General features: G+C 56.5%; 19 protein-coding genes and 1 tRNA gene. 12 read left to right on the forward strand and 8 right to left on the reverse strand.

Features of this window, described 5'->3' with window-relative positions:
- The first annotated feature begins 18 nt into the window (after positions 1–18).
- A complete protein-coding gene (locus K1V27_RS11165) occupies positions 19–1,167 on the forward strand; it encodes an acyl-CoA dehydrogenase (protein WP_258930074.1) in 1,149 nt (382 codons plus the stop codon).
- A gap of 202 nt (positions 1,168–1,369) precedes the next feature.
- On the opposite strand, the gene rpsU is transcribed toward K1V27_RS11165, so the two are convergent.
- Together rpsU and fusA are read right to left on the reverse strand one after the other, a co-directional pair.
- A complete protein-coding gene (rpsU, locus tag K1V27_RS11170; RefSeq protein WP_258930075.1) occupies positions 1,370–1,564 on the reverse strand; it encodes a 30S ribosomal protein S21 in 195 nt (64 codons plus the stop codon).
- 386 nt (positions 1,565–1,950) lie between these two features.
- A complete protein-coding gene (gene fusA, locus K1V27_RS11175; protein ID WP_258930076.1) occupies positions 1,951–3,999 on the reverse strand; it encodes an elongation factor G in 2,049 nt (682 codons plus the stop codon).
- Between the two features lie 531 nt (positions 4,000–4,530).
- Between fusA and K1V27_RS11180 the strand changes: the two genes are divergently transcribed.
- From K1V27_RS11180 to K1V27_RS11195, 4 genes are all read left to right on the forward strand, one after another.
- Positions 4,531–5,598, forward strand: coding sequence for a lytic transglycosylase domain-containing protein (locus K1V27_RS11180; RefSeq protein WP_258930077.1), 1,068 nt, complete (start codon positions 4,531–4,533; stop codon positions 5,596–5,598).
- Between the two features lie 277 nt (positions 5,599–5,875).
- Positions 5,876–7,666: an autotransporter assembly complex protein TamA gene (locus tag K1V27_RS11185; protein ID WP_258930078.1), complete on the forward strand. Its 1,791-nt coding sequence runs from the start codon at positions 5,876–5,878 to the stop codon at positions 7,664–7,666.
- A 44-nt stretch (positions 7,667–7,710) separates the two neighbouring features.
- Positions 7,711–12,117, forward strand: a complete 4,407-nt coding sequence (locus tag K1V27_RS11190; RefSeq protein WP_258930079.1) for a translocation/assembly module TamB domain-containing protein — start codon at positions 7,711–7,713, stop codon at positions 12,115–12,117.
- A 19-nt stretch (positions 12,118–12,136) separates the two neighbouring features.
- Entirely contained in the window at positions 12,137–12,322 is a 186-nt protein-coding gene (locus K1V27_RS11195) for a hypothetical protein (protein WP_258930080.1), read from the forward strand.
- Positions 12,323–12,369: 47 nt separating this feature from the next.
- Here the strand turns inward: K1V27_RS11195 and K1V27_RS11200 are convergent, their stop codons facing one another.
- The gene (locus tag K1V27_RS11200) at positions 12,370–12,822 is read right to left on the reverse strand and encodes a universal stress protein (RefSeq protein WP_258930081.1); all 453 of its coding nucleotides are present in this window, start codon (positions 12,820–12,822) and stop codon (positions 12,370–12,372) included.
- 29 nt (positions 12,823–12,851) lie between these two features.
- Entirely contained in the window at positions 12,852–13,823 is a 972-nt protein-coding gene (locus K1V27_RS11205; RefSeq protein WP_258930082.1) for a BUD32 family EKC/KEOPS complex subunit, read from the reverse strand.
- Between the two features lie 163 nt (positions 13,824–13,986).
- On the opposite strand from K1V27_RS11205, the gene K1V27_RS11210 reads away from it, so the two are divergent.
- Together K1V27_RS11210 and K1V27_RS11215 are read left to right on the forward strand one after the other, a co-directional pair.
- On the forward strand, positions 13,987–14,766 hold the full coding sequence (locus tag K1V27_RS11210) for an MBL fold metallo-hydrolase (RefSeq protein WP_258930083.1): 780 nt from the start codon (positions 13,987–13,989) through the stop codon (positions 14,764–14,766).
- 52 nt (positions 14,767–14,818) lie between these two features.
- A complete protein-coding gene (locus K1V27_RS11215) occupies positions 14,819–16,150 on the forward strand; it encodes a glutamine synthetase family protein (protein ID WP_258930084.1) in 1,332 nt (443 codons plus the stop codon).
- A 112-nt stretch (positions 16,151–16,262) separates the two neighbouring features.
- Here the strand turns inward: K1V27_RS11215 and K1V27_RS11220 are convergent, their stop codons facing one another.
- Positions 16,263–16,517: a hypothetical protein gene (locus tag K1V27_RS11220; RefSeq protein ID WP_258930085.1), complete on the reverse strand. Its 255-nt coding sequence runs from the start codon at positions 16,515–16,517 to the stop codon at positions 16,263–16,265.
- Positions 16,518–16,809: 292 nt separating this feature from the next.
- On the opposite strand from K1V27_RS11220, the gene K1V27_RS11225 reads away from it, so the two are divergent.
- On the forward strand, positions 16,810–18,177 hold the full coding sequence (locus K1V27_RS11225; protein ID WP_258930086.1) for a protein kinase domain-containing protein: 1,368 nt from the start codon (positions 16,810–16,812) through the stop codon (positions 18,175–18,177).
- Between the two features lie 286 nt (positions 18,178–18,463).
- Here K1V27_RS11225 and K1V27_RS11230 read toward each other — a convergent pair whose 3' ends face one another.
- From K1V27_RS11230 to K1V27_RS11240, 3 genes are read right to left on the reverse strand one after another with little or no spacing between them, the layout of a single operon-like run.
- Positions 18,464–19,159, reverse strand: a complete 696-nt coding sequence (locus tag K1V27_RS11230; protein ID WP_258930087.1) for a YggS family pyridoxal phosphate-dependent enzyme — start codon at positions 19,157–19,159, stop codon at positions 18,464–18,466.
- A gap of 35 nt (positions 19,160–19,194) precedes the next feature.
- The gene (locus tag K1V27_RS11235; protein WP_258930088.1) at positions 19,195–19,830 is read right to left on the reverse strand and encodes a Maf family protein; all 636 of its coding nucleotides are present in this window, start codon (positions 19,828–19,830) and stop codon (positions 19,195–19,197) included.
- An 18-nt stretch (positions 19,831–19,848) separates the two neighbouring features.
- Positions 19,849–20,643 carry a TatD family hydrolase gene (locus K1V27_RS11240; RefSeq protein WP_258930089.1) on the reverse strand — a complete coding sequence of 265 codons (795 nt, stop codon included), beginning with the start codon at positions 20,641–20,643 and terminating at the stop codon, positions 19,849–19,851.
- 294 nt (positions 20,644–20,937) lie between these two features.
- On the opposite strand from K1V27_RS11240, the gene K1V27_RS11245 reads away from it, so the two are divergent.
- The 4 genes from K1V27_RS11245 to K1V27_RS11260 all read left to right on the forward strand — a co-directional run bounded on the left by K1V27_RS11245 (position 20,938) and on the right by K1V27_RS11260 (position 24,199).
- Positions 20,938–21,615 carry a TIGR04211 family SH3 domain-containing protein gene (locus tag K1V27_RS11245; protein WP_258930090.1) on the forward strand — a complete coding sequence of 226 codons (678 nt, stop codon included), beginning with the start codon at positions 20,938–20,940 and terminating at the stop codon, positions 21,613–21,615.
- A gap of 284 nt (positions 21,616–21,899) precedes the next feature.
- Positions 21,900–21,976 (forward strand) — tRNA-Arg (locus K1V27_RS11250).
- 31 nt (positions 21,977–22,007) lie between these two features.
- The gene (locus K1V27_RS11255) at positions 22,008–22,739 is read left to right on the forward strand and encodes an HAD family hydrolase (protein ID WP_258930091.1); all 732 of its coding nucleotides are present in this window, start codon (positions 22,008–22,010) and stop codon (positions 22,737–22,739) included.
- A 50-nt stretch (positions 22,740–22,789) separates the two neighbouring features.
- On the forward strand, positions 22,790–24,199 hold the full coding sequence (locus K1V27_RS11260; RefSeq protein ID WP_258930092.1) for a TolC family protein: 1,410 nt from the start codon (positions 22,790–22,792) through the stop codon (positions 24,197–24,199).
- Positions 24,200–24,209 lie beyond the last annotated feature (10 nt).

A 24,209-nucleotide genomic window follows, 5' to 3' on the forward strand; every position in this document is an offset into this window, starting at 1 on the left:
CGCCAAGGAGGAGCACCGATGAATTTTGAACTCACCGAAGAACAAAAGATGATTCAGGACATGGCCAGAAAGTTCGCCGAACGTGAAATCAAGCCCGTCGCTGCAGAGTTTGATCGAACCCACGATCATCCCAAGGACATCGTGGCCAAGATGGGCGAACTGGGCCTGATGGGGGTGACGGTCTCGGAAGAGTATGGCGGGGCAGGCATGGACTATATCTGCTATGTCCTTTCCATGATCGAAATCTCCAAGGCATGTGCGTCCTGCGGCGTCATCATGAGTGTCTGCAACAGCCTCTACAATTTCCCCGTATACGCCTACGGCACCGAAGAACAAAAGCACAAGTATTTGCAGCCCGTCGCCAGCGGACAGGCAATTGGCTGCTATGGGCTGACGGAATCGGGGGCCGGCTCCGATCCCGCCAAGATGCGAACCATGGCGGTGCTGGAAGGGGATCAGTGGGTCATCAACGGCGAAAAGAAATTCATTACCAACGGAAATGTGGCCGATTACTGCGTGCTCGCGGCAGTCACGGATCGAGAAGCCGGCTACAAGGGCATCAGTTCCTTTATCGTTGACTTGAGGAATACTCCCGGCTTCAAGGTGGGAACGGTCGAAGAAAAGCTCGGCATCAACGCCTCCGGCACCGCCGAACTGATTTTTGAAGATGCCAGACTCCCCAAGGAAAACCTGCTTGGCAAACCCGGTGAGGGCTTCAAACAGATGCTCACCACTCTGGACGGCGGCCGCATCGGCATAGCATCCCAGGCCATCGGCATCGGCCGAGCGGTTTTGGAAGAAGCGGTCGAGTACAGCAAAACCCGCGAACAGTTCGGTCGACCGATCTCGTCTTTTCAAGCGATTCAATGGAAGCTTTCCGACATAGCCACCCAGCTCGATGCCGCTGAATTGCTCACCCTGCGTGCGGCGTGGCTGGAACAGAACGGCAAAGGCTATGAAAAGGAGGCTGCCATGGCCAAGCTGTTCGCTTCGGACACGGCCATGTGGGCGGCGGTCGAAGGGGTCCAGGTGCTTGGCGGGTACGGTTATTGCAAAGACTACCCCATGGAAAGACACATGCGCGATGCCAAGATCACCCAAATCTATGAGGGCACCAACGAAATCATGCGCCTGGTCATCGCCAGAAACCTGTTGAAGCAGCGTTGATTGCTGCCTCTCCAACAGATTATTGTGCCCATAAATCAAAAACCCTGAGCTGCGTGAGCTCAGGGTTTTTTTGTCGAGTCGACTCAGGCTTTGCAGGCAACCAGCAACCACCCCCATTGCCTGTGATGATCGCATTCATGGTGTTGTCCTCATTTTATTCTTCTGTGGGGTGTCTCCATAGTTCGGAAGACAGGAAGAATAACTATGCGGACCGCATTATTCTGCGTTCCCGCCGCTGGATCCGTTTGATGGCTTTTTTCTTTTTGATCCGGCGACGTTCGCCTTTGGTCAGATAGTAGTTATGGCGACGCAAGACGGGTTGAACGTTTTTCTGAAAATCTTTGCGGAGTTTGCGGATTTTCTTTTCAATGTTTTCCCTGGTTTCGACCTCCGTCATTCAGTTTTTCACCTACCTTTCGCAATAAAAGGGCTCATTTCCTTACACTTTCATTGAAGACTACCCGCCCGGCCTCGGCCAAACGGGAGTTGACGCGGGATTCTTGCTGGTTGCCTGACAAAACCCATCAAAATATTTTAAACCACCGGTATCCTCCTAGCAACACAAAATTTGCCTTTCACGCGCAATTGCCATCTTCACCGTCCCGCACCCCCTCTCCAATTCCATCGTTCCAACCCGGTCGGTCACTGTCGCAAAAGGCATCACGAATCGTCACTGCCCCTTTCCGTCGAACTGCCGCAAGGCGGCACAATCCACCCGCTGGAGGCATTCCCGGTGCGCCGCGCCTTTCCCATCGACGCCGCGGCAAATGCACCCACAACCTTTCAGGTTTGCGCCTCGACGGTCACGTCATAATGGGAGAAATGCATGGTGAAGGTCGCCCTTCCCTGGGTGGAGGACCGCAGCGCCGTCGAGTATCCGAACATCTTCGACAATGGAACCACGGCCCGCACCACCTGAACCGCCTTGCGCACGGCAATGTTTTCCACTCTTCCCTTGCGAAAATTGAGGTCGCCCAGGGCCTCTCCCAGGAATTCCTCGGGCACCAGTATTTCCACGGCCATGTAGGGTTCCAGCAAGATGGGAGCGGCTTGTTCACAGGCCGATCGAAAGGCCATTCCGGCTGCAACTTTGTAGGCCAGTTCGGTGGAAACGTTTTCCTGATATCCCCCACCCACGATGGTCACCTGCGTATCGACGATGGGATATCCCAGCACCGGTCCGCTGCTCAGAGCGTCCCGAATGCCTTCCTCCACTGCCTGATGGAACAACTCAGGGATAGAATGGTCGCGCACCCTGTTTTCGATCGTGTTGCCCTGGCCGCGAGGTCGGGGCCCAACGTGCAATTCGACCATGGCATATTGCCTGCTTCCGGCAATTTCCCGGTCGAACACTCCTTGCGCCCGCGCTTCCCGGGCAATGGTTTCACGGTAGACCACCTGTGGCTTCCCGGCATTGACACCAATATGATAATCCCTTTCCAACCGGGTGAGGATCACTTCCAGGTGCAATTCCCCCATCCCGCTGATGATGGTCTGGCCGGTGTCCGGGTCTTCCCGAAATCTAAAGGTCGGGTCCTCCTCCGAGAGTCTGCCGAGGGCGTCCATTAATTTTTCCTGATCCGCCCGGGTTTTCGCTTCCACCGCAACGGAGATCACCGATTCATAGATATCCATTGGCTCGAGGATAACCGGATGATTTGCGTCGCACAGGGTGTCCCCCGTTGTGGCTGACTTCAGCCCCATCACCGCCACGATGTTGCCCGCCGTCGCACTGTCCAGGCGATTGCGTTTGTTGGCGTGCATTTCAAATATACGTGAGACCTTCTCCTTCACGCCTTTGATGCTGTTGAACACATCTTTGCCCACTTCCAACTTGCCGGAGTAAACCCGCACATAGGTCAGCTTGCGACCCTGATCCATGAATACCTTGAACGCCAATGCCGCCAACGGTTCCTTTGCGCTGCTGAGGCGTTTCTCCGGTTGCCGGGTTTGCGGATGGATACCCTCGATGGGCGGTACATCCAGCGGAGAAGGTAAAAAATCGACGATGGCATCCAGCAAAGGCTGGACGCCTTTGTTTTTCAGCGCGCTGCCACACAATACCGGCACTACTTTAAGTTGCAGGGTCAGGCGGCGAATGACCGGTATCGCATCGTCCGCACTGATCTCTTCTTCGTTCAGATAACGATCCATCAACTCATCGTCGAACTCGGCGATATGAGCGATCAACTGATCCCGGTGCTCTGCAGCCACGTCCCGGTACTCCGGTCTGATGTCTCTATGCTCATAGCTCGCCCCCAGGCTCTCGTCATGCCAATAGACTTCGCGCATGCCGAGCAGGTCGATCACCCCCTCGAATTCAGACTCCCGGCCAAGCGGCAGCTGCAGGATCAGGGGATCGGCCTTGAGCTTTTCCTGGATCTGCTCAACCACCATCGCAAAATCAGCTCCCAGGCGATCCATTTTGTTAACAAAGGCTATTTTAGGCACGCGGTACTTGTCGGCCTGATGCCAGACCGTCTCCGATTGCGGTTCAACGCCGTCAACACCGGAAAAAACGGCAATGGCTCCGTCCAGAACGCGCAGGGATCGCTCCACTTCAATGGTGAAATCCACATGCCCGGGCGTGTCTATGATGTGGATTTCGTGGTCTTTCCAGTTGCAGGTGGTGACCGCGGAGGTGATGGTGATGCCGCGTTCCTGCTCCTGCTCCATCCAGTCCATGACGGCCGTGCCGTCGTGCACTTCCCCCATTTTGTAGGAACGCCCGGTGTAGAACAAGATTCGTTCCGTCACGGTGGTCTTGCCAGCATCGATATGGGCAATGATCCCTAGATTGCGAATAATTTTAAGACGCCGATCGTCCGCCATGAAGAGACTCCAGTGACTTGATTCAACACCCGCTCACCCCCTCGGGAAGGTCAGCGGCTTGCGCCAAAATTGAGCGCCCGCGCTTTTCCGCCATTCCGGCCGATCCCGAAGAATAGCGGTTCCCTCAAAAGAACGAGTAACCTTAAGGGATTGCTCATCGAGTGTCAAGAAGCGGCCGAGTTCTGCCACGGACCCAACGGCAGCCGGCCAATGTGAAAAATCCGACAAATATGCGGATTGCTCGCAGAGCCGGGCAGACGCCTGGAAGCAGTTAAATTTCCACCGGTTTCTGCACATTGAAAAATCCTCTTTGCCAACTAATGCACATATATCTACAGATAAATGAGCAAATCCCGGAATTATTGCCTTCCATTTCCTCTTATTCTGGAAAAATTGTCGTAAAAAAGGCCAAACCTGGGTTGCCCATCGACGCGTCAGCCTGTTATGTGTCTCGTCGCTATCGATTGTGATGGTTGATGCGACTTATGGACGAGTGCATTTTCTTTGAAATCAACATTAAGGAGAACCAGTATGGCGCCTAATTTATTTTTTCCCGGGCACCAGCTGGGGGAAGCCACCGCCGGCTTTCAGCGCTTCTTGCTGAAGGCTGCCCTACTGCTTTGCTTTTTCCTCGCCTCTTGCTCCACCAACCTTAACGCTAAAACCAACCTCGCCAAAAATTCTTGGGGTAAACTCTCGGAAAGTTTTTTGGTCCACGAGAGACCCGTGCAGGGAGACACATGCATTGTGACTTCCCTGACACAACCCACCAAAGAACTCGAAGTAAAATCTTCCCTGGCTGGAAAATCGATCAACCGGGCAAACGTTGATGTGCCCAATCAACCTGCAGTCCAGAAGTATGTCCGCTTTTTCAAGGGCAAGGGCCGCATGACTTTTGTCGACGGCCTGGAACGCTCCTGGCTGCATCTGCCCATCATGGCAGAAATACTCGAGTCTCATGGTGTACCCGCCGAGCTCATTTATGTGGTCCTGGTGGAAAGCTCCTTTAAGAGTAAGGCGCTATCTCCGGGAGGTGCCGGCGGCTATTGGCAGCTCATACCCTCGACGGCTCGCGCCATGGGGCTTCGAGTAGACCGCTGGGTGGATGAACGGATGGATCCCATCAAATCCACCGAGGCTGCCGCCAAGTATCTGCGCCATTTATATGACCGCTACCATTCGTGGCCGCTGGCCCTGGCCGCCTACAATGCGGGCGATGGGCCGGTGTTGAAATCCATAAAGAAATGTCGCAGCAAGGACTTTTGGACTTTGAGCAAGTACGGAGCATTGCCCAAAATCACACGCGCCTACGTGCCCAAGATTCTGGCCGCCATCCAGATTGCGCGTGATTTGGAAAACAATGACTTCAAATCGCCCCGCTATTTGCCGGTCTTTGACTTTGATTCGACGCTCGTCAAGTCTCCTTTGAAGCTCCAGCAAGTGGCCCAATGGGCCGATGTTCCCATCAAGCAACTGCGCACCCTGAACCCCTCGCTGCGCCGGGACAGCCTGCCGCCTAACAGGGGATTCACGCTGCGGCTGCCGCCCGGAACAAGGCACAAGTTTCTGCAGGCCTACGAGAGCTACCTGAACAGTTGACCGGAATGGTCAGCACAGGGGGTTGCAAAGCGCCGTCAGTCCATCTGGCGGCGCTTTTTTTCTGCCCGGCCGCTCACCTCCCCTACAGGGCGCTCGTCGACGCGACGATTTCCGCGGCTTTATCGCCCCCTGTTGTTGACACAACCGGCACAAACAACATATAGGTATTGGTGAACCCTCTGATACACAGTTTTGCGGAAAACTCCATGCGCACCTGCAGGGTTTTGATGTGTTTCCCAAAACGATACGCGAGAATCCGGCACCCATGAGACGCACCTTGAAAATCCTATGTTCCGTCGCCTGCCGATGGTTTGCTCTCCTGGCTCTATTGATCGGCACTCCTTTCCATGAAATCGCAACCGCGCAAACCGGGATACAATATGACGTGGTGATCCAGGGAGTTTCCGAGAGCTCTCTGGTGAAAGATTTGCAGTCCGTATCCGACACCTACGGCCTGAAAGAAAAGTTCCCGCCAACAATGCAGCTCCTGCGGTATCGGGCCGAGAAGGATACGGAAAAATTTACCAAGGTCCTGAGAGCGCAGGGATACTATGGTGAAAAGACGAGGGTTGCAATAGACGACAAGAGTCAACCTGTCCAGGTCGTCTTTAAGGTGGAGCCGGGCCCCCGTTACACTTTTAAGACGATCTCCACAAACGTAAAGGATAAGAGCAAGGATCTTGCCTTGCCGTCGCCGGCGGAGCTGGGTCTGATCTCCGGTGAACCGGCCATGGCCAGGGCCGTTATCGACGCTCAGGGGACACTCCTTGGCAGAATCAAGGATCAGGGGTATCCCTTTCCCAAGATCCAGGAACAGCGCGTGGTGGTCGACCACAGGACCCGCCATGTCGATGTAACCTTTGACGTCGATCCCGGCCCGCCGGCACGCTTTGGCGCGACGCAGTTTTCCGGGCTTCAGTCGGTAAACGAAGAAGTTCTCTCCAGGAAGCTGCCCTGGAACAAAGGGGACAAATTCAATGCGTCTCTGCTGCCAAAGCTGCGCAACAACCTGACCGACACCAAGCTCTTTTCCATCGTGCGCATCGATTATGCCGAAGAGCTTGATAAGGACGGCTTGCTGCCCATCGCCGTCGAAGTGACCGAGAGAAAACATCGTTCAGTACGCGCGGGCGCAGCCTGGAGCAGCGATGAAGGCTTCGGGGGCAAGGTGACCTGGGAGCATCGAAACCTGTTTCACAATGGCGAACGCCTTTACCTGGGGATCGTGGCATCGCAAATCAATCAGGCCTTGGAGGGCATCTTTGAAAGGCCCTATTTCTTCAGGGACGATCAGTCACTGGCGGTCAATTTTGCCATCTCCAATGAGACCACCGATGCCTATGACAGCCAAAACATCGGCAGCGCGCTGCTCATCAACCGGAAAATCAGGGAGAAGATGGAACTGGGCGCGGGACTGGGCTTCCGCGCATCCAAGGTCAAACAACAGGGGGAAACCGAGGAGTTCACCCTCTTCTACCTTCCCGCCCACTTTGCCTGGGATACGAGTGACAGCCTGCTCGACCCGACCCGCGGCGGGAAATTGAATGTTCGACTGGCCCCCTATTTCGATGCCACCGGCTCAGGTTCCAGCTTTACCAAAGGATTCCTGGTCTACAGCCATTATTTCCAGTTGTTTGACAGCCCTTTCGTGCTGTTTGCCGGGCGCGCCGCCATAGGCTCCATTGTCGGAGCCGGTCGCTCCGGTATTCCGGCCGATCTGCGCTTTTATGCGGGAGGCGGCGGGTCCATACGCGGCTACGCCTATCAAAAGGTCGGCCCTCTGGATGGAGACACGCCCCTCGGCGGCAGATCCCTTTTGGAGCTGAGTGCCGAGTTGCGCTTCAAGATCACTGAAACCATGGGCTTTGTCACCTTTCTGGATGGCGGAACCGCTTTCGACGCAACCTATCCCAACTTTGACGAAACGATCCGCTGGGGGGCCGGACCCGGTTTTCGCTACTATACGCCCATCGGCCCTTTGCGCCTCGACGTGGGCTTTCCTCTCAATAAACGGCCCGGCATCGATTCCAATTATCAAATCTATGTCAGCATCGGGCAGGCCTTCTGAACCGATGAGAATCAAGCGCTCTATGCAGCAGAGGAGCACAGCGGATGGAACAAGAGGAAAAACCGGCAAAGAGGAGAGTGCTGAGGTGGCTGGTCATCAGCTGCTCTTCCATGATCCTGTTATTGTTGATGGTATTTGGCCTGATTCAGACTTCTGCAGTCAAGGAACAGATCAGCTCACGGCTTTCCAAGCTGTTGAGTTCAAGTCCCGACCAACAGATCTATATCGGCGAACTGCAGGGATTCATCCCCTTTACCATCAGGATAGATCAAATCACCCTCGGCGACCGCAAGGGAACCTGGCTGACGCTCGACAAGCTGTTATTCCGCTGGTCGCCTCTCGCTCTGCTGCATGGGGCGATCCATGTGGATGCCATCAGTGCGGCTAAATTGGCCGTCCAGAGAGCGCCCCACGCACCCCCGGGGGAGGAGGAAGAAAAACCGCAAGCATCAGAGCCTTTCAAGCTGCCCGAAGCACTTCCCAACGTCATGGTTGAGCAACTCACTGTCGCAGAGCTCTCGCTCGGACGGGAACTGCTGGGTCATGCCGGGTCCTTCCATCTGCGGGGAAGCGTAGATCCGTTGCCCGACGCAGCTGGAATAGAAGCCCTGGTGCATCTCACCCGGCTGGACGCAGGACCGGAAACTCGTGTGCAGCTCAGCGCGCAGTTGCGAACCAGCCCTTCCCGCCTGAGCGTCGATTTTACTTTTTATGAAGATCCCGCCGGCTGGGTTGCAAGCGTGGCAAACATCGAGGACTCGAAGCCCCTTGAACTGACTCTTCAGGGGGCGGGCCCCCTCAATGACTGGCAAGGCAAACTGAGCGGCGCGGCTGGACCCTACGGCGCCCTCCAGACCAGCATCGGTCTCAACGCCACCGATCCCATAACGCTCGCCCTGAAGGGCAAATATTCCATTGGGAGCCTGATCGATTCTCCGCAACTGAATCCTTTGCTCGGCTCGGGAATTGATTTTGATTTTCTCGGCCGCGCGCAACCCTCCGAGCGGGCGGAAATCACCCAGTTCACGATTCGCGTCGAAAAAACCCGGGCAAACCTGGCGGGAGAGTTCGACTTCAAGAAGCAGCACTTCAAGTCCCGGTTTGATCTGACCATGGACAACTTGAACGTTTTGGAAGCACTGGCGGGTACGCCTCTGGCAGGCACGCTTGCTCTCGCAGGCTCCTTCGCAGGCCCGGTACATCAGCCGCACGGCGAGCTTTCCGCAGTGCTGCACGAGGTACAGGCTCAGGGTTACCGGCTCGATTCGGCCGAAACAAAGCTGCAACTGGCACCGCTTGATCGAGACGCGACCAGTTTTTCAGGCGTCACGGTAAGCGGCGAGGGCAAGGCCGAAGGTTTGGCTTCCTTGGCCGGCAAGGGTCTTCCAGAACAGGATCTTCATTGGAATCTCAATGGCAAGGTGCAGGGGGACCGAACGGTTTCCATCGAATCCTTTAATATAACAGGGAAGCAGCTTCGCTTCAAACTGGCGGGAGATTACGACCCCGAAAGCATGGCCGGAAAAGCGGACGTCGATCTGCAAATCGACGACCTGAGACCCGTCACGAGCCTGGTCGGTGAACCGCTGCCCGGATCCCTGTCATTGGCAGCCAACTTCACGGGAGACGGACGCAGCCGCTCGGCGGCCGGGCACCTGCAGGGACTGGTGCGGACCGCCGCCGGATTTCCGGAGAAAATCGCGGCCCTGCTGGGGCAGCAAACCGCTTTTTCAGCAGAATTTGATTTGGCCGAGGGAGCCAGACTGGAAGTGCCCGATCTGCGCATTGAAAGCTCTGTCTTCCAATTGGGGGCAACGCTGTCCGCCGATCTCACCGGCAACACTGTGCTGGCAGGATGGCAACTGGAGGTCCCCGACCTGGCGCCCCTGACCCCGTTGGCCGGCCGCACGTTATCCGGCAGCATGCGGTCTGAGGGTGACCTCGAGGGACCGCTGGACGCCGCCCGCGCGACCGTAACCGTCCAGGGCAATCGCATTGCCCTGGACGATTTGAAGCTTGAAAAGATCCAGTTGGATGCCGGCGCTGAAAATCTCCCCAAATCTCCCCATGGCGAGGTGACCCTCACTCTCCAGAAAAAATCCGCGCAGATTAAGGCAGCCACCGCTTTCTCCCTGCAGGAACGGCAACTGGCGCTGCAGCCTTTGACTCTGCAGGCTCCCGGCACGGAGTTGCAGGGAGAGCTGACCGCCGATCTCGAAAAGACTCTTGTGAAGGGCTACCTCAAAGCGAAAATTAAGAACTTATCGGAGCTGGGCAGGTTTCTCGAGCAAACCATGGCGGGCAGCGGCGCCCTTGACGTAGAATTGACCCCGGGTAAGAAGGGCCAGGACGTCAAGGCGCTCCTCAACGCAAAGGGTCTCTCCACCCCTTTCGCCAAACTGCGCCAGCTCGATCTTTCCGCAGACCTGCAGGATGTGCTCGCAGCACCCCAGGGAAGCGCGGTAGTGAAGCTCAAGGATTTTGAAAGCTCCGATCTGACCATCCGCGAACTCGATTTGAAAGCCTCCGGCGGCGAACAGGGGATGACCTTTCAAACCACTATCAAGGGTCGTTCGATGACCCCATTCAGCCTGACAACCAAAGGGTTCGTCGGTCTGGCGGGAGAACAGAAAAAAATCCGTATCGACACCTTCACTGGAAAACTCGACGAGTATCCCATCAAGCTCTTCAAGCCACTCACCGTCAGCATGGAGACCAACCGCCTGGCCCTCGACAGCCTGGCGTTGGGGCTGGGCCGGGGCAAGGTGCAGGGATCGGGCCGCATGGGCGATAGACAGGTCAAGCTGGAGGCCGGTTTCGATGACATACCTCTGGAGCTCTCGAGCCTCTTCGGAGGACCTGACATCAGCGGCTCCGCCCAGGGGCGCGTGCAATTGAGCGGCGCCTCCACCAGCCCCAGAGCCGAGCTGGATCTGCGCCTCAGGGATGTACGTTCGGCAGAGCCCGATTTGAAGGATCTGCCGCCGCTCCAGTTAACGGCCCTCGCCCGCCTTCAGCAGAATGCGCTGAGCTTGACCAGTGAGCTTCAAGGCCTTACCGAAAAGCCGGCCAAGGCCACTGTTAAGGTTCCTGCCACGTTCTCCCTGGAACCCTTTGCTTTCACGCTGCCCGAAAACGGGACAATCGACGGCCGCCTGGACCTGGAAGCCAACCTTGCCAGGGTCTCCCGGTTCGTCCCACTGGATGCCCAGATCCTTGCCGGCAGGGCCGTCGCCAGTGTCGGCATCGGCGGACGCATGGCCGCCCCCCTGCTCAACGGCTTTTTAGCCCTGACCGACGTTTCCTACCAGAACTTTGTCACGGGAACGGTGCTGAAGCATTTGAATGCGAGAATCGTTGCCGATGGGCAACAATTCACCATCGAAAATTTCCAGGCAACGGACGGCGGCAGCGGCAGCATAAAGGCCTCGGGCCGGGTAAACGTCGACCAGGAGAAAAATTTCCCCGTTGACCTGAATCTCACCCTGATGAACGCCACCCTGGTTCGCCGGCCCGATGCAACCGCGCAGGTCGACGGGAATATCGCCGTTGCCGGCAGCGCCGCCGCTATGGATGTCACCGGAAATCTGCGTGTGGCTCCGGCCGAGATCAATCTTCCCCAGCGCCTTCCCGCCGAGATGACGGAACTGAACGTCATTGAAATCCACGGGAAAAACGGCAATGGGAAAACCCCGCAGGAAGCCGAGGCACCAACGAGCGCTCCTGTAAAGCTGGCGTTGAACATCCAGGTGAACCTGCCGAACCGAATTTACGTCCGCGGCTGGGGACTCGATTCCGAATGGAGGGGCAAGCTCGACATCACCGGCACGGCAGATAAACCGAGCATCGTGGGCTCACTTTCTTCGATCCGCGGGAAAGTCGACTTTTTGAACAAGAGCTTTGACATTGTCCGGGGAACCATCACGTTTTTTGGAAGCAGCCCGCCCATGCCCAATGTGGATATCGTTGCCGAATCCAAGGTCAAGGACATTACCGCCAAGATAGCTTTCACGGGCCCCGCTGCGAATCCCGAAATGGTTCTCTCATCAACCCCTCCGCTGCCCTCGGACGAAGTCCTGGCAAAGCTCCTGTTTGGCCGCAGCGCTACCGAAATCACGCCTTCTCAGGCTCTGCAGCTGGCCATGATAGCCCGGTCGCTGACCGGCGCAGGCGGTGCTGGAGGGCAAAGGGATTTCATGTCACGGACACGCAAATTCCTGGGGGTGGACACCCTGGAATTCAACAGCGCCGGCGAGGGGTTGGGCAGCGGTACTGTGGGTGTCGGCAAATACCTCACGGAAGGAGTGCGGCTGGATGTCGAAAAGGGCATCGGGGAAGGCGCCAATAAGGCGTCCATTGAGGTGGAAGTCACCCCCAACATCACCGTTGAAAGCGAAGTGGGATCCGACAGCACCAGCGGCATCGGGGTTAACTGGAAATACGACTACTGATGGGGAGAGTTGACCGGAGATGAGCATCAGACTGCTGGCCGTTGAACTGTATCGCGTCATCAAGCAGGTGGAGCAGCTGGAAAAGCACATGCAAGATCCCTCTCTGACCCAGGCGCAACGGGACCGGACAGCCGGGGAGCTGAGGAAAGCACGGCTTGAAAGGGACCGCATCAAAGCCATGCTGGAAGGGGCGAAGGCAAAATAACCCGCCCCTTGCAGCCAAAGTGTTGATGTTCAGTGCATCGGCTCCATTCACTCAACGACCCACACCGTGCAATCCCTGGCTTCCCGGACAATCTTGTTGGACACGCTGCCAAACAGAAATTCCTCTTTCTTGCTCATGCCGCGCCTTCCTACCACGATGGTGCCGTAACTTCCCGCTTCACACTCCTTGAGGATCAACTCGGCCACACTGACCGGTTTGCTGCAGATCTGGATTTTGAGGTGAACGTTTTTCTCGGGAATCTCATGCTCCGTCAGTTTGCGCGCGGCCTGCTCCATGAGACCGAGGGTCTCGCTCCGCTTCTGTTCCACATAATCCATGCGCTCTCTTTCGTCGGGCATGATATCCGTCGAAGGCTCCTTGATGACATTCAAAAGCGTGACATCAACGGCCGCGTGGCATTGCATCATCCTGGCGACATAATCGACGGCTTTGAGCGAATTTTCCGACAAATCAATGGCGATCAAAATCTTGTTCATCATGGGCACACCTTTCCTCTCAACAAATCCTGTCAACAAGGCAACAGATCAGACTCACACACCCTCAAGTCATGCAACAGCTCATCGCTGGTCTCGTAAAACACCTCGGCACCCTGGCTGAAATGGAGCAGCACATGATTCAAGCTGTTCGGGATGTAAGGAAAAAGCTTCTGCAGGTTTGCCACCCGATGCTTGAAGAACAGCGACAAATCCCCCGGAGCCAGGCACGACCGCATCTCGATGCCGGGAGGACCGCACGCATTCAGATCAGGAATGTTATGAAAACCCTTTCCCACCGTGAACAGCAAAATATTGCCCAGGCCATAGAGATCCACACCGAACGGGTTTTCCGCCCACTCGTAGGTGTAATCAAAATCTATCCAGATGTACCTCCTGGAGCCTCGTTCGATAAAAATGTGATCGTTGCGTATGTCCCCGTGGACCTCTCCCGCCTGGTGCAACCTGTGAATCGCCTCCACACACTGGATGACATTCTGCAGGACCTCGGGGAAGTGTTCGTGAAAATATTGTTCATGATCCTGTGCAAGATTATTGATGTAGTCATAGAACCTTGTGCCCTGAATTTTGTCGATGATCCTGATGCAGTTACCGGAGCTGTCCTCGATGGTGAAGCCCTTCATGAAATAAGGATCGTCCCTGGTCTTCTCGAGGATTCGTCCCTCCTTGACCGGACTGCGAAAACACTTGATGGGTAACGAACCGATGCGCATGGTGAAGGATTCATGAAACACGAGCTTGATGATTTTGTGGCTTCCGTCGGCAAGATCGATGGCCTTCTTGACCCAGAATTTCGGTTCCCCGTCCAACCCGAACCGCCCTTCCGTCTCTTCGCCGCGGACCAGATAGTAATTTCCCGCCAGCTCCAGGACATCGTCGGCTTGAATATTCATAAATTCAGTGGTATCTGTTACTATATTTAACTGGCCGCGAAGAGGAAATCTTGAATATTCTTCGATTTTTTCTCTTAAAAGCGATTCGTTCATGGTGCTCCCGTCAGTTTTCGAAAGGTTTTTGTCAATGCTCTCAGGAAAAAACGGCTAACATGGTCAAACCGTCGGCACTGTTCACTTTGTATCATGTCAGACCTTAAATGCGAAGGAGAATGCGCGGTCACCCTTTGCTCATTCAACAACGGAGAGAGTGCTCATGAAAGTTGTGTTTTTGGGTGTCGGGGAAGCGTGCGACGAAACCTTGCCCAACACCTCCATCTGGCTGCAGGCCGAAGGGGATAACGGCGGATGGCAATCCATTCTGCTGGACTGCGGCCCCACCGTGACGCCCCTTTATTTCAGACAGACAACCGATCCGGACAATTTGGATGCCGTATGGATTTCCCACTTTCACGGGGACCATTTTTTCGGCGTGCCCACCCTGCTGTTGAGGCTGTGGGAAATGAAGCGGCGCAAGCCTCTCATTCTGGCGGGACCATCCGGGATTGAACAGGTCATTCAAGCAACCATGGATCTGGCCTATCCCGGCTTTCTCAATAAATTGACCTACCGGCTCGTGTTCGAGGAGATGGAACCCCAACGGGGTGACTCGGCCATGCTGGGATTGCGCTGGCGGACGGCACAAAACGGCCACGGGCAGCGAGATCTTGCCATACGCATTGATAATGAAACGGCATCAATTTTTTACAGCGGCGACGGCTCGCCAACGCCGGACACCCTTGCCCTCGCCCGGGGGTGTCATCTGATCATCCATGAAGCATTTGATGTCGAGGAGAACACCCCGGGCCACGGCACGGTCCAAAAGTGCATTGCGTTTGCCCGCGAGGCTGCCGCACGCAGTTTGGCCCTGGTTCATATCCAGCGCGATGTGAGAAAAAGGCGCTACGGTGAAATCCTGCAGATTGTGGAGGGGGCGGACGACTTTCGCGTCACCATACCGGCACCGGGTGATGTGGCGGATCTGCAAGAATTTTGATGGTTGGTGAACAAGAAGGATTTCTTCAATATACCTCACAAGGAGAACGATCATGCCGCTCAGCAAGACCGCGGACGACATTTTACAGCTGGTCAAAGACCACGAAGTGGCCTTTGTGCAGTTTTGGTTCACCGACGTTTTGGGCCAGCTCAAGAGTTTTTCCGTCACCCCGGCGGAATTGCCCCTGGCCTTCACCGAGGGCATGGGCTTCGACGGTTCATCCATTGAAGGGTTTGCCCGCATTGAAGAAAGCGACATGGTGGCGGTGCCGGACCCCACCAGTTTTCAACTGCTGCCGTGGCGTCCCCGGGAAAAACCGGTCGGCAGAATGTTCTGTGACATCCTCACCCCGGACGGCTCTCCTTACGCGGCGGACCCACGCTATGTCCTCAAGAGGATGCTCAGCAAAGCCCATGAAAAGGGCCATACCTTCTATATCGGCCCGGAACTGGAATATTTTTACTTCAAGTCGGACGCGGCACCGGAGATCATCGACAAGGGCGGCTACTTCGACGTCACTCCTCTCGACCGGGGCAGCGACCTGCGCCGTCAGACCATTTTTGCCCTGCAGCAAATGGGCATCCAGGTCGAATACAGCCACCACGAGGTGGCGCCGAGCCAGCACGAAATCGATTTACGCTATGACGAAGCCCTGCAAATGGCGGATAAGACTCAAACCTACCGCATCACGGTGAAAGAAATCGCGCGTCAAAACGGCGTGTATGCCACCTTTATGCCGAAACCTCTGTTTGGTGAAAACGGCAGCGGCATGCACACCCATCAGTCGCTCTTCAAGGATGACAGGAATATTTTTTTCGATCCCCACGACGTTTACAACCTGTCGCGCGATGCCAAATGCTACATCGCCGGCCTGCTGCGGCATGCACGCGAAATCACCGCGGTCACCAATCAATGGGTGAATTCGTACAAAAGACTGGTTCCCGGTTATGAAGCACCCGTGTACATTTCCTGGGCACGGCGCAACCGCTCCACCATGATTCGCGTCCCCATGTACAAACCGGGGAAAGAAAAAGCCACGCGCATCGAGTTTCGCGCTCCCGACCCGGCCTGCAACCCTTACCTGGCATTTGCCGTCATGCTGGCGGCGGGGATGACCGGGATCGAGCAGCAGTATGAACTGCCGGAGCCCGTGGAAGAGGACATCTTCCGCATGAGCGAGCAGGAAAGAGCATCCAACGGCATCAAATCGCTCCCCGGCAGTCTTTACGAAGCCGTTTACGAATGCGAGCGCAGCACCCTGGTGCGCGAGACCCTGGGGGAGCACGTTTTTCACAAATTCATCGAGAACAAGAAAATCGAATGGGACCGCTACCGAACCCAGGTCAACGTGTATGAAATCGAGCGCTATCTGCCCATGATCTAATCGGGCAAACCGGCTCGTCCCAGGTGCGTGGCATGGGTTTGAATGACACGATGGTTCAGGTCGTCGGTGGCCCGAACCATCGTGGAGTACTCTCAACGGTGGTGCAGCCGATTTATTCCTGTGCCTCAAAATTCTTTACAAATTGGCCGATTTGAACACCCAGATAGACACACTGCACCCCATCGAGGCAGGCTTCCGCATCTTTTCGCTCCAGGTGCGTGGTGAGCTCGTGCTTGCCGTGCTTCAACTCGACGATCCACGCATCCTTTTGCTCGTTGAAGTTAAGGGCGAGGTCAAACTTGTACTTGTCTATGTCCGGATACATTTCACGCAGTTTGGATTCAAGCGCCTTGGGGTCAACACTCATAGTTTTCCTCCTGTTTCGATCTAAACCGGTTAAGCAACAGCTGTTTATTTATTTCCGGGCCGTCCCGTAGCACCGCAGCATGGGTGGAGCGAAGCGAAGCCCATCGGTGGCAGCAGGCATAAACATGAATATTTCTTTCGCTAACAACTATAGTTATGACGGCGCGATCTGTCACCCTCCACAATGACTAAACCGGAAAGAAACACGCAATGTTCCTTGCCTGCGACACGATGACAACAGTCAGGGAAACGGCTTCTCATCGCAAGACCGTCACCCCCATGGAGCAGACCCTTTGAAACGGATAGCAGCTTACGAAATTCTGGGGCTGCTCGGCAAAGGCGGCATGGCCCGCGTCTATAAGGTGCGGCATGCGGCAAGCGGGCGCATCCTGGCACTGAAACTGCTGATGCCGCACGAGCATTTGCAGAGCCTGCTCGGCTGGGAAACGATTGTCGAGCACTTCAACAGGGAGGCGGACGTCATGCTGGCGATAAACCATCCCCACATTGTCAAGGCCCTCGATCACGGCAGCCATGATGGCCGACCCTTCATCGTGATGGAATACTATTGCCACAATGTCGGGGAAGTGATCGGCGAAACCTACCGCCTGGAAAATCCTTCCAGACCTCTACGGCCGGAACAGGCCATCCGCTATGCCCGTGAAACGCTGCACGGTCTGGCCGGTTTGCATGCGGCCGGAATCATCCACCGAGACATCAAGCCGTTCAACCTCTTGCTGGACGACAGGGAAGCCATCAAAATCACGGACTTCGGATTGTCCAAACTGCGCGGTGAAATTTTTGCACACCCTCCCCAGCTCATTGTCGGAAGTCCCTATTACGCCGCTCCCGAACAGCAGCAGGACGCAAACGCCGTCGACTGCAGGGCGGATCTCTATGCCGTGGCGGTCATGCTCTACCGGATGCTGACCGGATGGCTGCCGGTGGACGACGAGGCGCAGCAGACCGCGGCAAGCACACGGAACCCGGAGCTGGGTACCCGGTGGGACCGGTTTTTCTCCCGGAGCCTCTCTGCAGAGCCGGCAGAACGCCACAACAGTGCCGCCGACATGCGGCGCGACCTTGAACTGCTGGAAAGGGAATGGGAGAAAGTCATATCCCGCTACTGCCGGGGCTTTGAAAGGGCTGCTCCAGCCACTCGGCAAAGAAGAGCGCAGGCCCGCGGGAAACCGCGCAATGCGCCGCGCAAAATCCGCCCCCAAGAAGCCTTTCAGGCATTTTCCCTGGATCGGCTTTGGCGCCCCGTCGAACCCGTTACAACAGCCTTTGGCGACCCGGGGGACGGCACCGTGGTGGATCCCGTCACCAGCCTGGTGTGGCAGAAGTCGGGTTCGCAGGATGGCATGACCTGGCAGCAGGCCCGCGACTACGTTGACAGTCTGAACCGCATCGGCTTCGCCGGCATCACGACCTGGCGACTGCCCACGGTGGAGGAGCTCCTCTCGATCCTCACCCTTCCGACCGGCAAAGATGACTATTGCATTCCCGCCGTTTTCGACCAAAGCGGGAAGTGGCTGTGGAGCTGTGACCGGGCATCGTTCAACGCGGCGTGGTATGTCAGTGTGAATTTGGGGTACGTGGCAAAGCAGGACTTCACCTGCCGATTTTATGTGCGGGCGGTCTCTTCCGCCACCCCCTGATGAAACTCGAAACGGCCTGTTACAGGCAGATTTTCCGGGACTTCCGACGATTTCTAATGCGATGATAACCTTACAACTTTTATTTGTTGCCCCAGTTGACTGATATGTTATTATGGCAGTGGAAAGAAACTCTTTCCTCCTCAAAGAGAGAGTCAGGTTTCCCCCCTCCTTCCTGGCTCTCTCTTCTTTTTTTACCGGTCGAGCATCACAGGCGGCACGCTGGTCCTTCTCCGGCATGACCAACGGAGGCGGGGAAGCAATTTTTCAACAGCCTCGCGCTCCTCGATCAAGTCGGTCTTGACCCGAACAGAGCGGTCCCCACCCGAATCAATGTGGCTCCCTCTTCAATGGCCACCTCAAAGTCATGGCTCATGCCCATGGAAAGCTCCGTCAAATCCTCGGGGCTGGAAGCCTTCTCCCGCAATTGTTCGAGCAAATGCCGCAAGTGCCTGAAGTAAGGCCGCACCTCCTGCGGGTCATCCAAAAAAGGGGGCAGCGTCATCAACCCGCGCACCCTCAGAGCATCCAGGGACGACACGTACTGGAACAGGGAGCCCAACTCCTCGGAGGACGTACCGCTCTTGGTTTCCTCCTGCCCGACGTTGACCTGCAGCAGCACGGGCAGGATCCTGCCGTGCTGCCGGGCCCTGCGATCGAGTTCTTTGGCAAGGCTCCTGCGGTCCACGGTATGCACCAAATCAAAGCCCTCGACCACCATCTTCGCCTTATTGGACTGCAGATGCCCGATAAAGTGCCAGGAGATTCCCGGCTCATCGAGTGCCCTGATCTTTTCCAGGGCTTCCTGAACATAGTTTTCCCCCAATATTTTCAGCCCTGCCCTGGCCCCCTCGGCTATGCGATCCAGGGGCACCATTTTGCTGACGGCCACCAGCTTCACCTCGGCCGGATTGCGCCCGGCACGGGCGCAGGCGTCCGCCATGCGCCGTTTGACTGCCGCAATATTCTCTGCAATGGAAGACATATCATCGACCTTCTCTGAATTTATAAATGATTTTGTTAAACGCCACAGTTCGAGGAGCTTGTCCGAGGAGCGATCACCTGCAGCTCAAGCAGCCAGCTCAGCGTCTTGCACAGGGGCAGCCCAACCACGTTGGTATAGGAGCCGCACACGGATTCCACCATGAAGGCGCCCATCCCCTGAATGCCGTACGCCCCGGCCTTGTCCAGCGGCTCGCCGGTTTGAACATAGGCTGCAATTTCGGCGCCGGTCAATTCCTTGAAGCGCACCTCGGTTCGCACCGCCTCGAGCCGTTGAAAATTCCTCTCGGCATGCAGCAGGCAGATTCCGGAAATGACGCGGTGCGCACAGCCGCTCAGCAGTCCCAGCATCCGCGCTGCCTGCTCGCCGTCTTGCGGCTTGCCCAGGATTTTTTCTCCCAAAACCACTATGGTATCGGCGGCCAGCACCCATTCGTTCGGATGGCGCCGGCCGACCGTCTCCGCCTTATCGGCGGCCCAGCGCAGCGCCGCCGCCTGCGGGGATTCCCCTTCCCGCAACGTTTCTTGAACTGCGCTCGGCACCACCTCGAATACCAGTCCCGCAGACGCGAGCAGCTCGCTTCTACGCGGCGAGGCGGACGCCAGGATGATGGGCTCCAGGGTGACAAACACACTTTGAGCAATGCAAGCCACTTGCAGTTTTTCTCACTTTCACTCAGGACTGTCCGCTATTTCCTCTTGCGGTAAAGCAAAAACCTTGCGCGCGTTGTGAGAGCTTTGCCGGGCAAACTCCTGCAGCTCACAGCCGCGCAGACGGGCGATTTTTTGAGCGGTGTGCACCACATAAGAAGGTTCGTTCACTTTGCCGCGATAAGGGACCGGCGCCAGAAACGGCGCATCGGTTTCAACCAGCAGACGATCCAGCGGAGCGCGCCGGGCCACATCCTGCTGCCACTGGGCCTTGGGAAATGTGACGGTGCCCGGAATCGACAGATAGAAGTCCATGTCCAGGCACTTTTCGGCAACCTGCCAATCGCCTGAGAAGCAGTGCATGACGCCGTCTTTCAGGGAATCGCGGTAGCCCGAAATGATTTCGAGAAAATCCGCGTAGGCGTCGCGCACGTGGAATACCGCGGGCAGGCCCAGCTCACAGGCCAACTCCACTTGTTGCCGCAGGCATTCCCTTTGAATGTCGCGCGGCTGCCGGTCGCGATAATAGTCCAGCCCGATTTCGCCCACGGCAACCACCTTCGGCTGTCGGCCGAGGGCACGCAGAGTCTCCAATTCATCCCCGTTCAACCGGCGCGCGTCATGCGGATGGATGCCGACCGTGGCAGAAACGCCCCGGTGGCTTTGCGCCAACCTCACGGCGGCTTGGCTTGCGGCCAGGCTGATGCCGATGGTCACAATCTGCACCACGTGGTTGCGTGCGGCCCTCTGCAGAACCGTCTCGAGATCGCCTGCCAGTTCGGGAAAATCCAAATGGGCGTGAGTGTCTATCAACATGTTCAAATTCTTCCTGTTTTGGTTAACGGCCGCATAACACTAAAGCAACTGCCCGCGCACGTCAAATTTTCTCGGGATTTCGCCTTGTATGTCTCCCCTTCTCCCCCTATAATGCGCCGTGGTTTTTGGGCGGCTTGCGTTTCTTCACCGGATTTGTGCCGCCACGGTGGTATTGCATATTGCATCGGAAGGACGCAGGATCGACATTGTCGGACAAAACCCCGATCAGGAGAATGGAAATTTCGTACACCCTATTGTGTGGAGATGTACTAAGCAAAACGGACGGTTTAATCAATGAGGACGACAGCCTTTTTCATTTTATGTTTTATTCTCGGCGTAATGTTTTTCAGTCCGCCGGGCATGGCAGTCACCACGGCCTACGTGACGGATCTGGGCCAGGTCAACCTGCGCTCGGGCCCCGGAACAGACTATCGCGTGGTTTCCACCCTTTCATCCGGGTTCGTTGTCGAGGTACTGGCCAACAAAGGAGGGTGGAGCAACGTGCGACTGGTGAAGGAAGGCGGTGAATCCATCGAGGGATGGATCCTGGATAAGTACCTGGTGGACCAGCCGCCCTGGGCAGCTCAGGCGAAAACGCTGAACGCCTCGTTGCAGGAGCAGCTGGCATGCATCATTGAAGAAAAGAATCAGCTCACCGAGAGGGAAACCCGCCTGGCCCAGGAACTGAAAGAAACCGGCGCAAAGCTGCAGGAGCTGCAGCAGGAATACGAATCCCTGAAAGCCGGATCATCCGATTATTTGAAGCTGAAGGAAGAATACACGGCTGCCAGGACGGCCTTGTCTCAGGCACAAGAAAATGTCCGGGCACTGACCGAGGAGATAGACGATTTAAAGCTGTCACAGAGAATCCGCTGGTTCATCGCCGGGGCCCTGGTGCTCCTTTGCGGCTGGGTCATCGGGGTCATTATGGGCCGCTACCAAAGGAAGCGCCGCGCCAATTTCCGTATGTGATGCACACCGGTTCGCCGTTTCGATTTTTTGTAACCGTTCACCGTACCGCCCATTATGAACCACAAAGGCGCAAGGAACGCCGGGGTTGCAGAGGTTGCGATCACTGGGGAGGGCTCTTTGCGTGTTTATGTGTCCTTCGCGTCTTGGCGGTGAACCATTACCATTTTTTTGCATCGCTGTGCCCGCGGAGCTCTTTGCGCCGAATGGCTGCTGCAATGCATACCACGCCGGTGTTAGCGTTGACACCAGCGGCTCCCTATGCTAGCTTTTAGCGCTAAATTTGTGCCCCCGTAGCTCAGGAGGATAGAGCACGAGATTCCTAATCTCGGTGTCACAGGTTCGAATCCTGTCGGGGGTACCAATATTGTCAACAGCTCTTCCGGAGTCGGATTTTGCTTCCCTCGAATCCCTTGAAAGCGGTGGTGTTTGACTGCGACGGCATCCTGGTTGATTCCGAGCCCCTGCATTATCAGGCCTTCCAGCAGGTCCTGGCACCGCTGGGGCTCGGCCATGATTACCACCGCTATGTGGACCGCTACATCGGCTTTGACGACCGCGACGCCTTCACCGAAGTATTCAGAGACGCCGGTCGGTCCATCGAGCCCCGGCAGCTGGAAGAGCTCATGGCGGCAAAGAATAAAGCTTTGCTTGCCATTGTTTCCCAGGGGATCTCCAGTTTCCCGGGGGTGGTCCAACTGGTGCGCCACCTCAGTGCACGCGGCGTGCCCCTGGCCGTGTCTTCAGGCTCCCTGCGCATCGAAATTGAATATTTCCTCAAGGCTCTCGGGCTGCAGGACTGCTTTTCCGTGATTGTGTCGGCAGACGACGTGATGCACAGCAAGCCGGACCCCGAAAGCTACCTGGCGGCCCTGCGCAAGCTGCAGGAAAGGCTGCTTGGCGAGCCATTGGAGGCCGCAACAGTGGTGGCCATAGAAGACACCCCGGCCGGCATTCAGTCCGCCAGGGCGGCAGGACTCTTTACCGTCGGAGTTTCCCATTCCTTTGCCGCGGATCTTTTGAGAGAAGCCGATGTCGTACTCGACACCCTCGAACACATGAATCTGACTAGACTGGTTGAACTGATGCAATCGATCCATTCCTCGGACAATCCTCCAGCTTTTTGAACCGGATGGTTTTGATGGCCCAAAGGATCTTCCCCAGCAGGACAATAAGCTTGGCCCTCTTCATCTTGGCTGTCATGGGGGCTTCATGGTGTTTCGCACAAACCGCCGGGCGCCAAAAGATCACCTTCGACCCCACGACCTCCGCGGCGACTCCAACTCCGAAACAGCTCAAATATCAGGATACCCCCGCACAACCATTGTCCCTGGAAAAAGCCATCGAATTCGGACTGCAGCACAATCGCAAGCTGAAATCCTTTCAAGAAGAAGTGACGGCTGTCAATCAGCAGGTGAAGCAGGCCCGGGCCGGCTTTTACCCGAAGCTCGATGCCTCCTACAGCTACACGCAAATCAAAGATCAGCCCTTCATCAACTTTACTGCACCGATGTTGCCCAATCTACCCGCCGACAGCGTACCGACCAACATCACATCGGTGAATCACTGGCAGCTGGATATCACGCAGCCGATCTTCACGGGCTTCAACCTCACCGCTCAGCTCAATATCTCCAAGATGAATGTGAGGATCTCGAGATACCAGCTGGATTCAGCCCGGCTGGATCTCATCCGCAACATCAAGTACGCTTTCCTGCAAACCCTGCTCGGAAAAAAGCTGCTGCAGGTCGCCCGGGACAACGTGAAGGCCCTGGAAGTACAGAAACAGAACGCCGAGGCCTATTACGACCAGGGGCTCACCGCCAGAAACGATGCCCTCAAGGCCGATGTGGCCCTGGCCAACGCGATTCAGCAGGAACGGGCCGCCGCCAAGCAGCTCGATGTGCTCAGGTCGCAGCTCAATCAGCTGCTCGACCTGGACATACGCACCAGAGTGGAACTGGAGGACAGGCAAATCCGGATGATTCCCCTCCCCCCCTTGGACCATCTGTACCACACGGCCGAAGTGCACAGACCGGAATTGAACGCCTTGGACACCTCCATTCTCAAGGCCGAGGAAGGGATCAGGGCGGCCCAGAGCGGTTACTATCCCACCGTCTCCGCTTTCGGACAGTATTACCGGGAGGGGGAAGACTTTGCAGGGGATCGAAACCCCTTCACCAATAACGAAAATGCCTCCATCGGCGTGCAGGTCAAAGTGAACTTGTTCGAAGGAGGAAAAACCGAGGCGGCGGCGAGCGAATACAAGTACCGCAGGAGAGCGCTGCAGGAGCAACGGCGCGACCTGGAACAGCAAATCAAGGTGCAGGTGGAAGATGCCTACAAGCAGGTGGGCGTCGCCAGGGCCGACATTGCCACGGCCCAGGCGGCCCTCTCCCAGGCGCAGGAAAATGAGCGCATGACGACCCTGCAATACCAGGAGCAGCTGGTGATCTTCCTCGAGGTGCTGAACGCCCGCGTGTACACGCTGGAATCAAGCGTCAATTACTACCAGGCGCTGTACGGCTACCAGCTGGCCCTGGCCGACCTCGAAAGAGCCATCGGCGAACGCCTGGCGGTGACCCGATGAAGCCTCAGGA

It is taken from the genome of Desulfoferrobacter suflitae, from assembly GCF_022603395.1.
Lineage (GTDB): Bacteria > Desulfobacterota > Syntrophobacteria > Syntrophobacterales > Syntrophobacteraceae > Desulfoferrobacter > Desulfoferrobacter suflitae.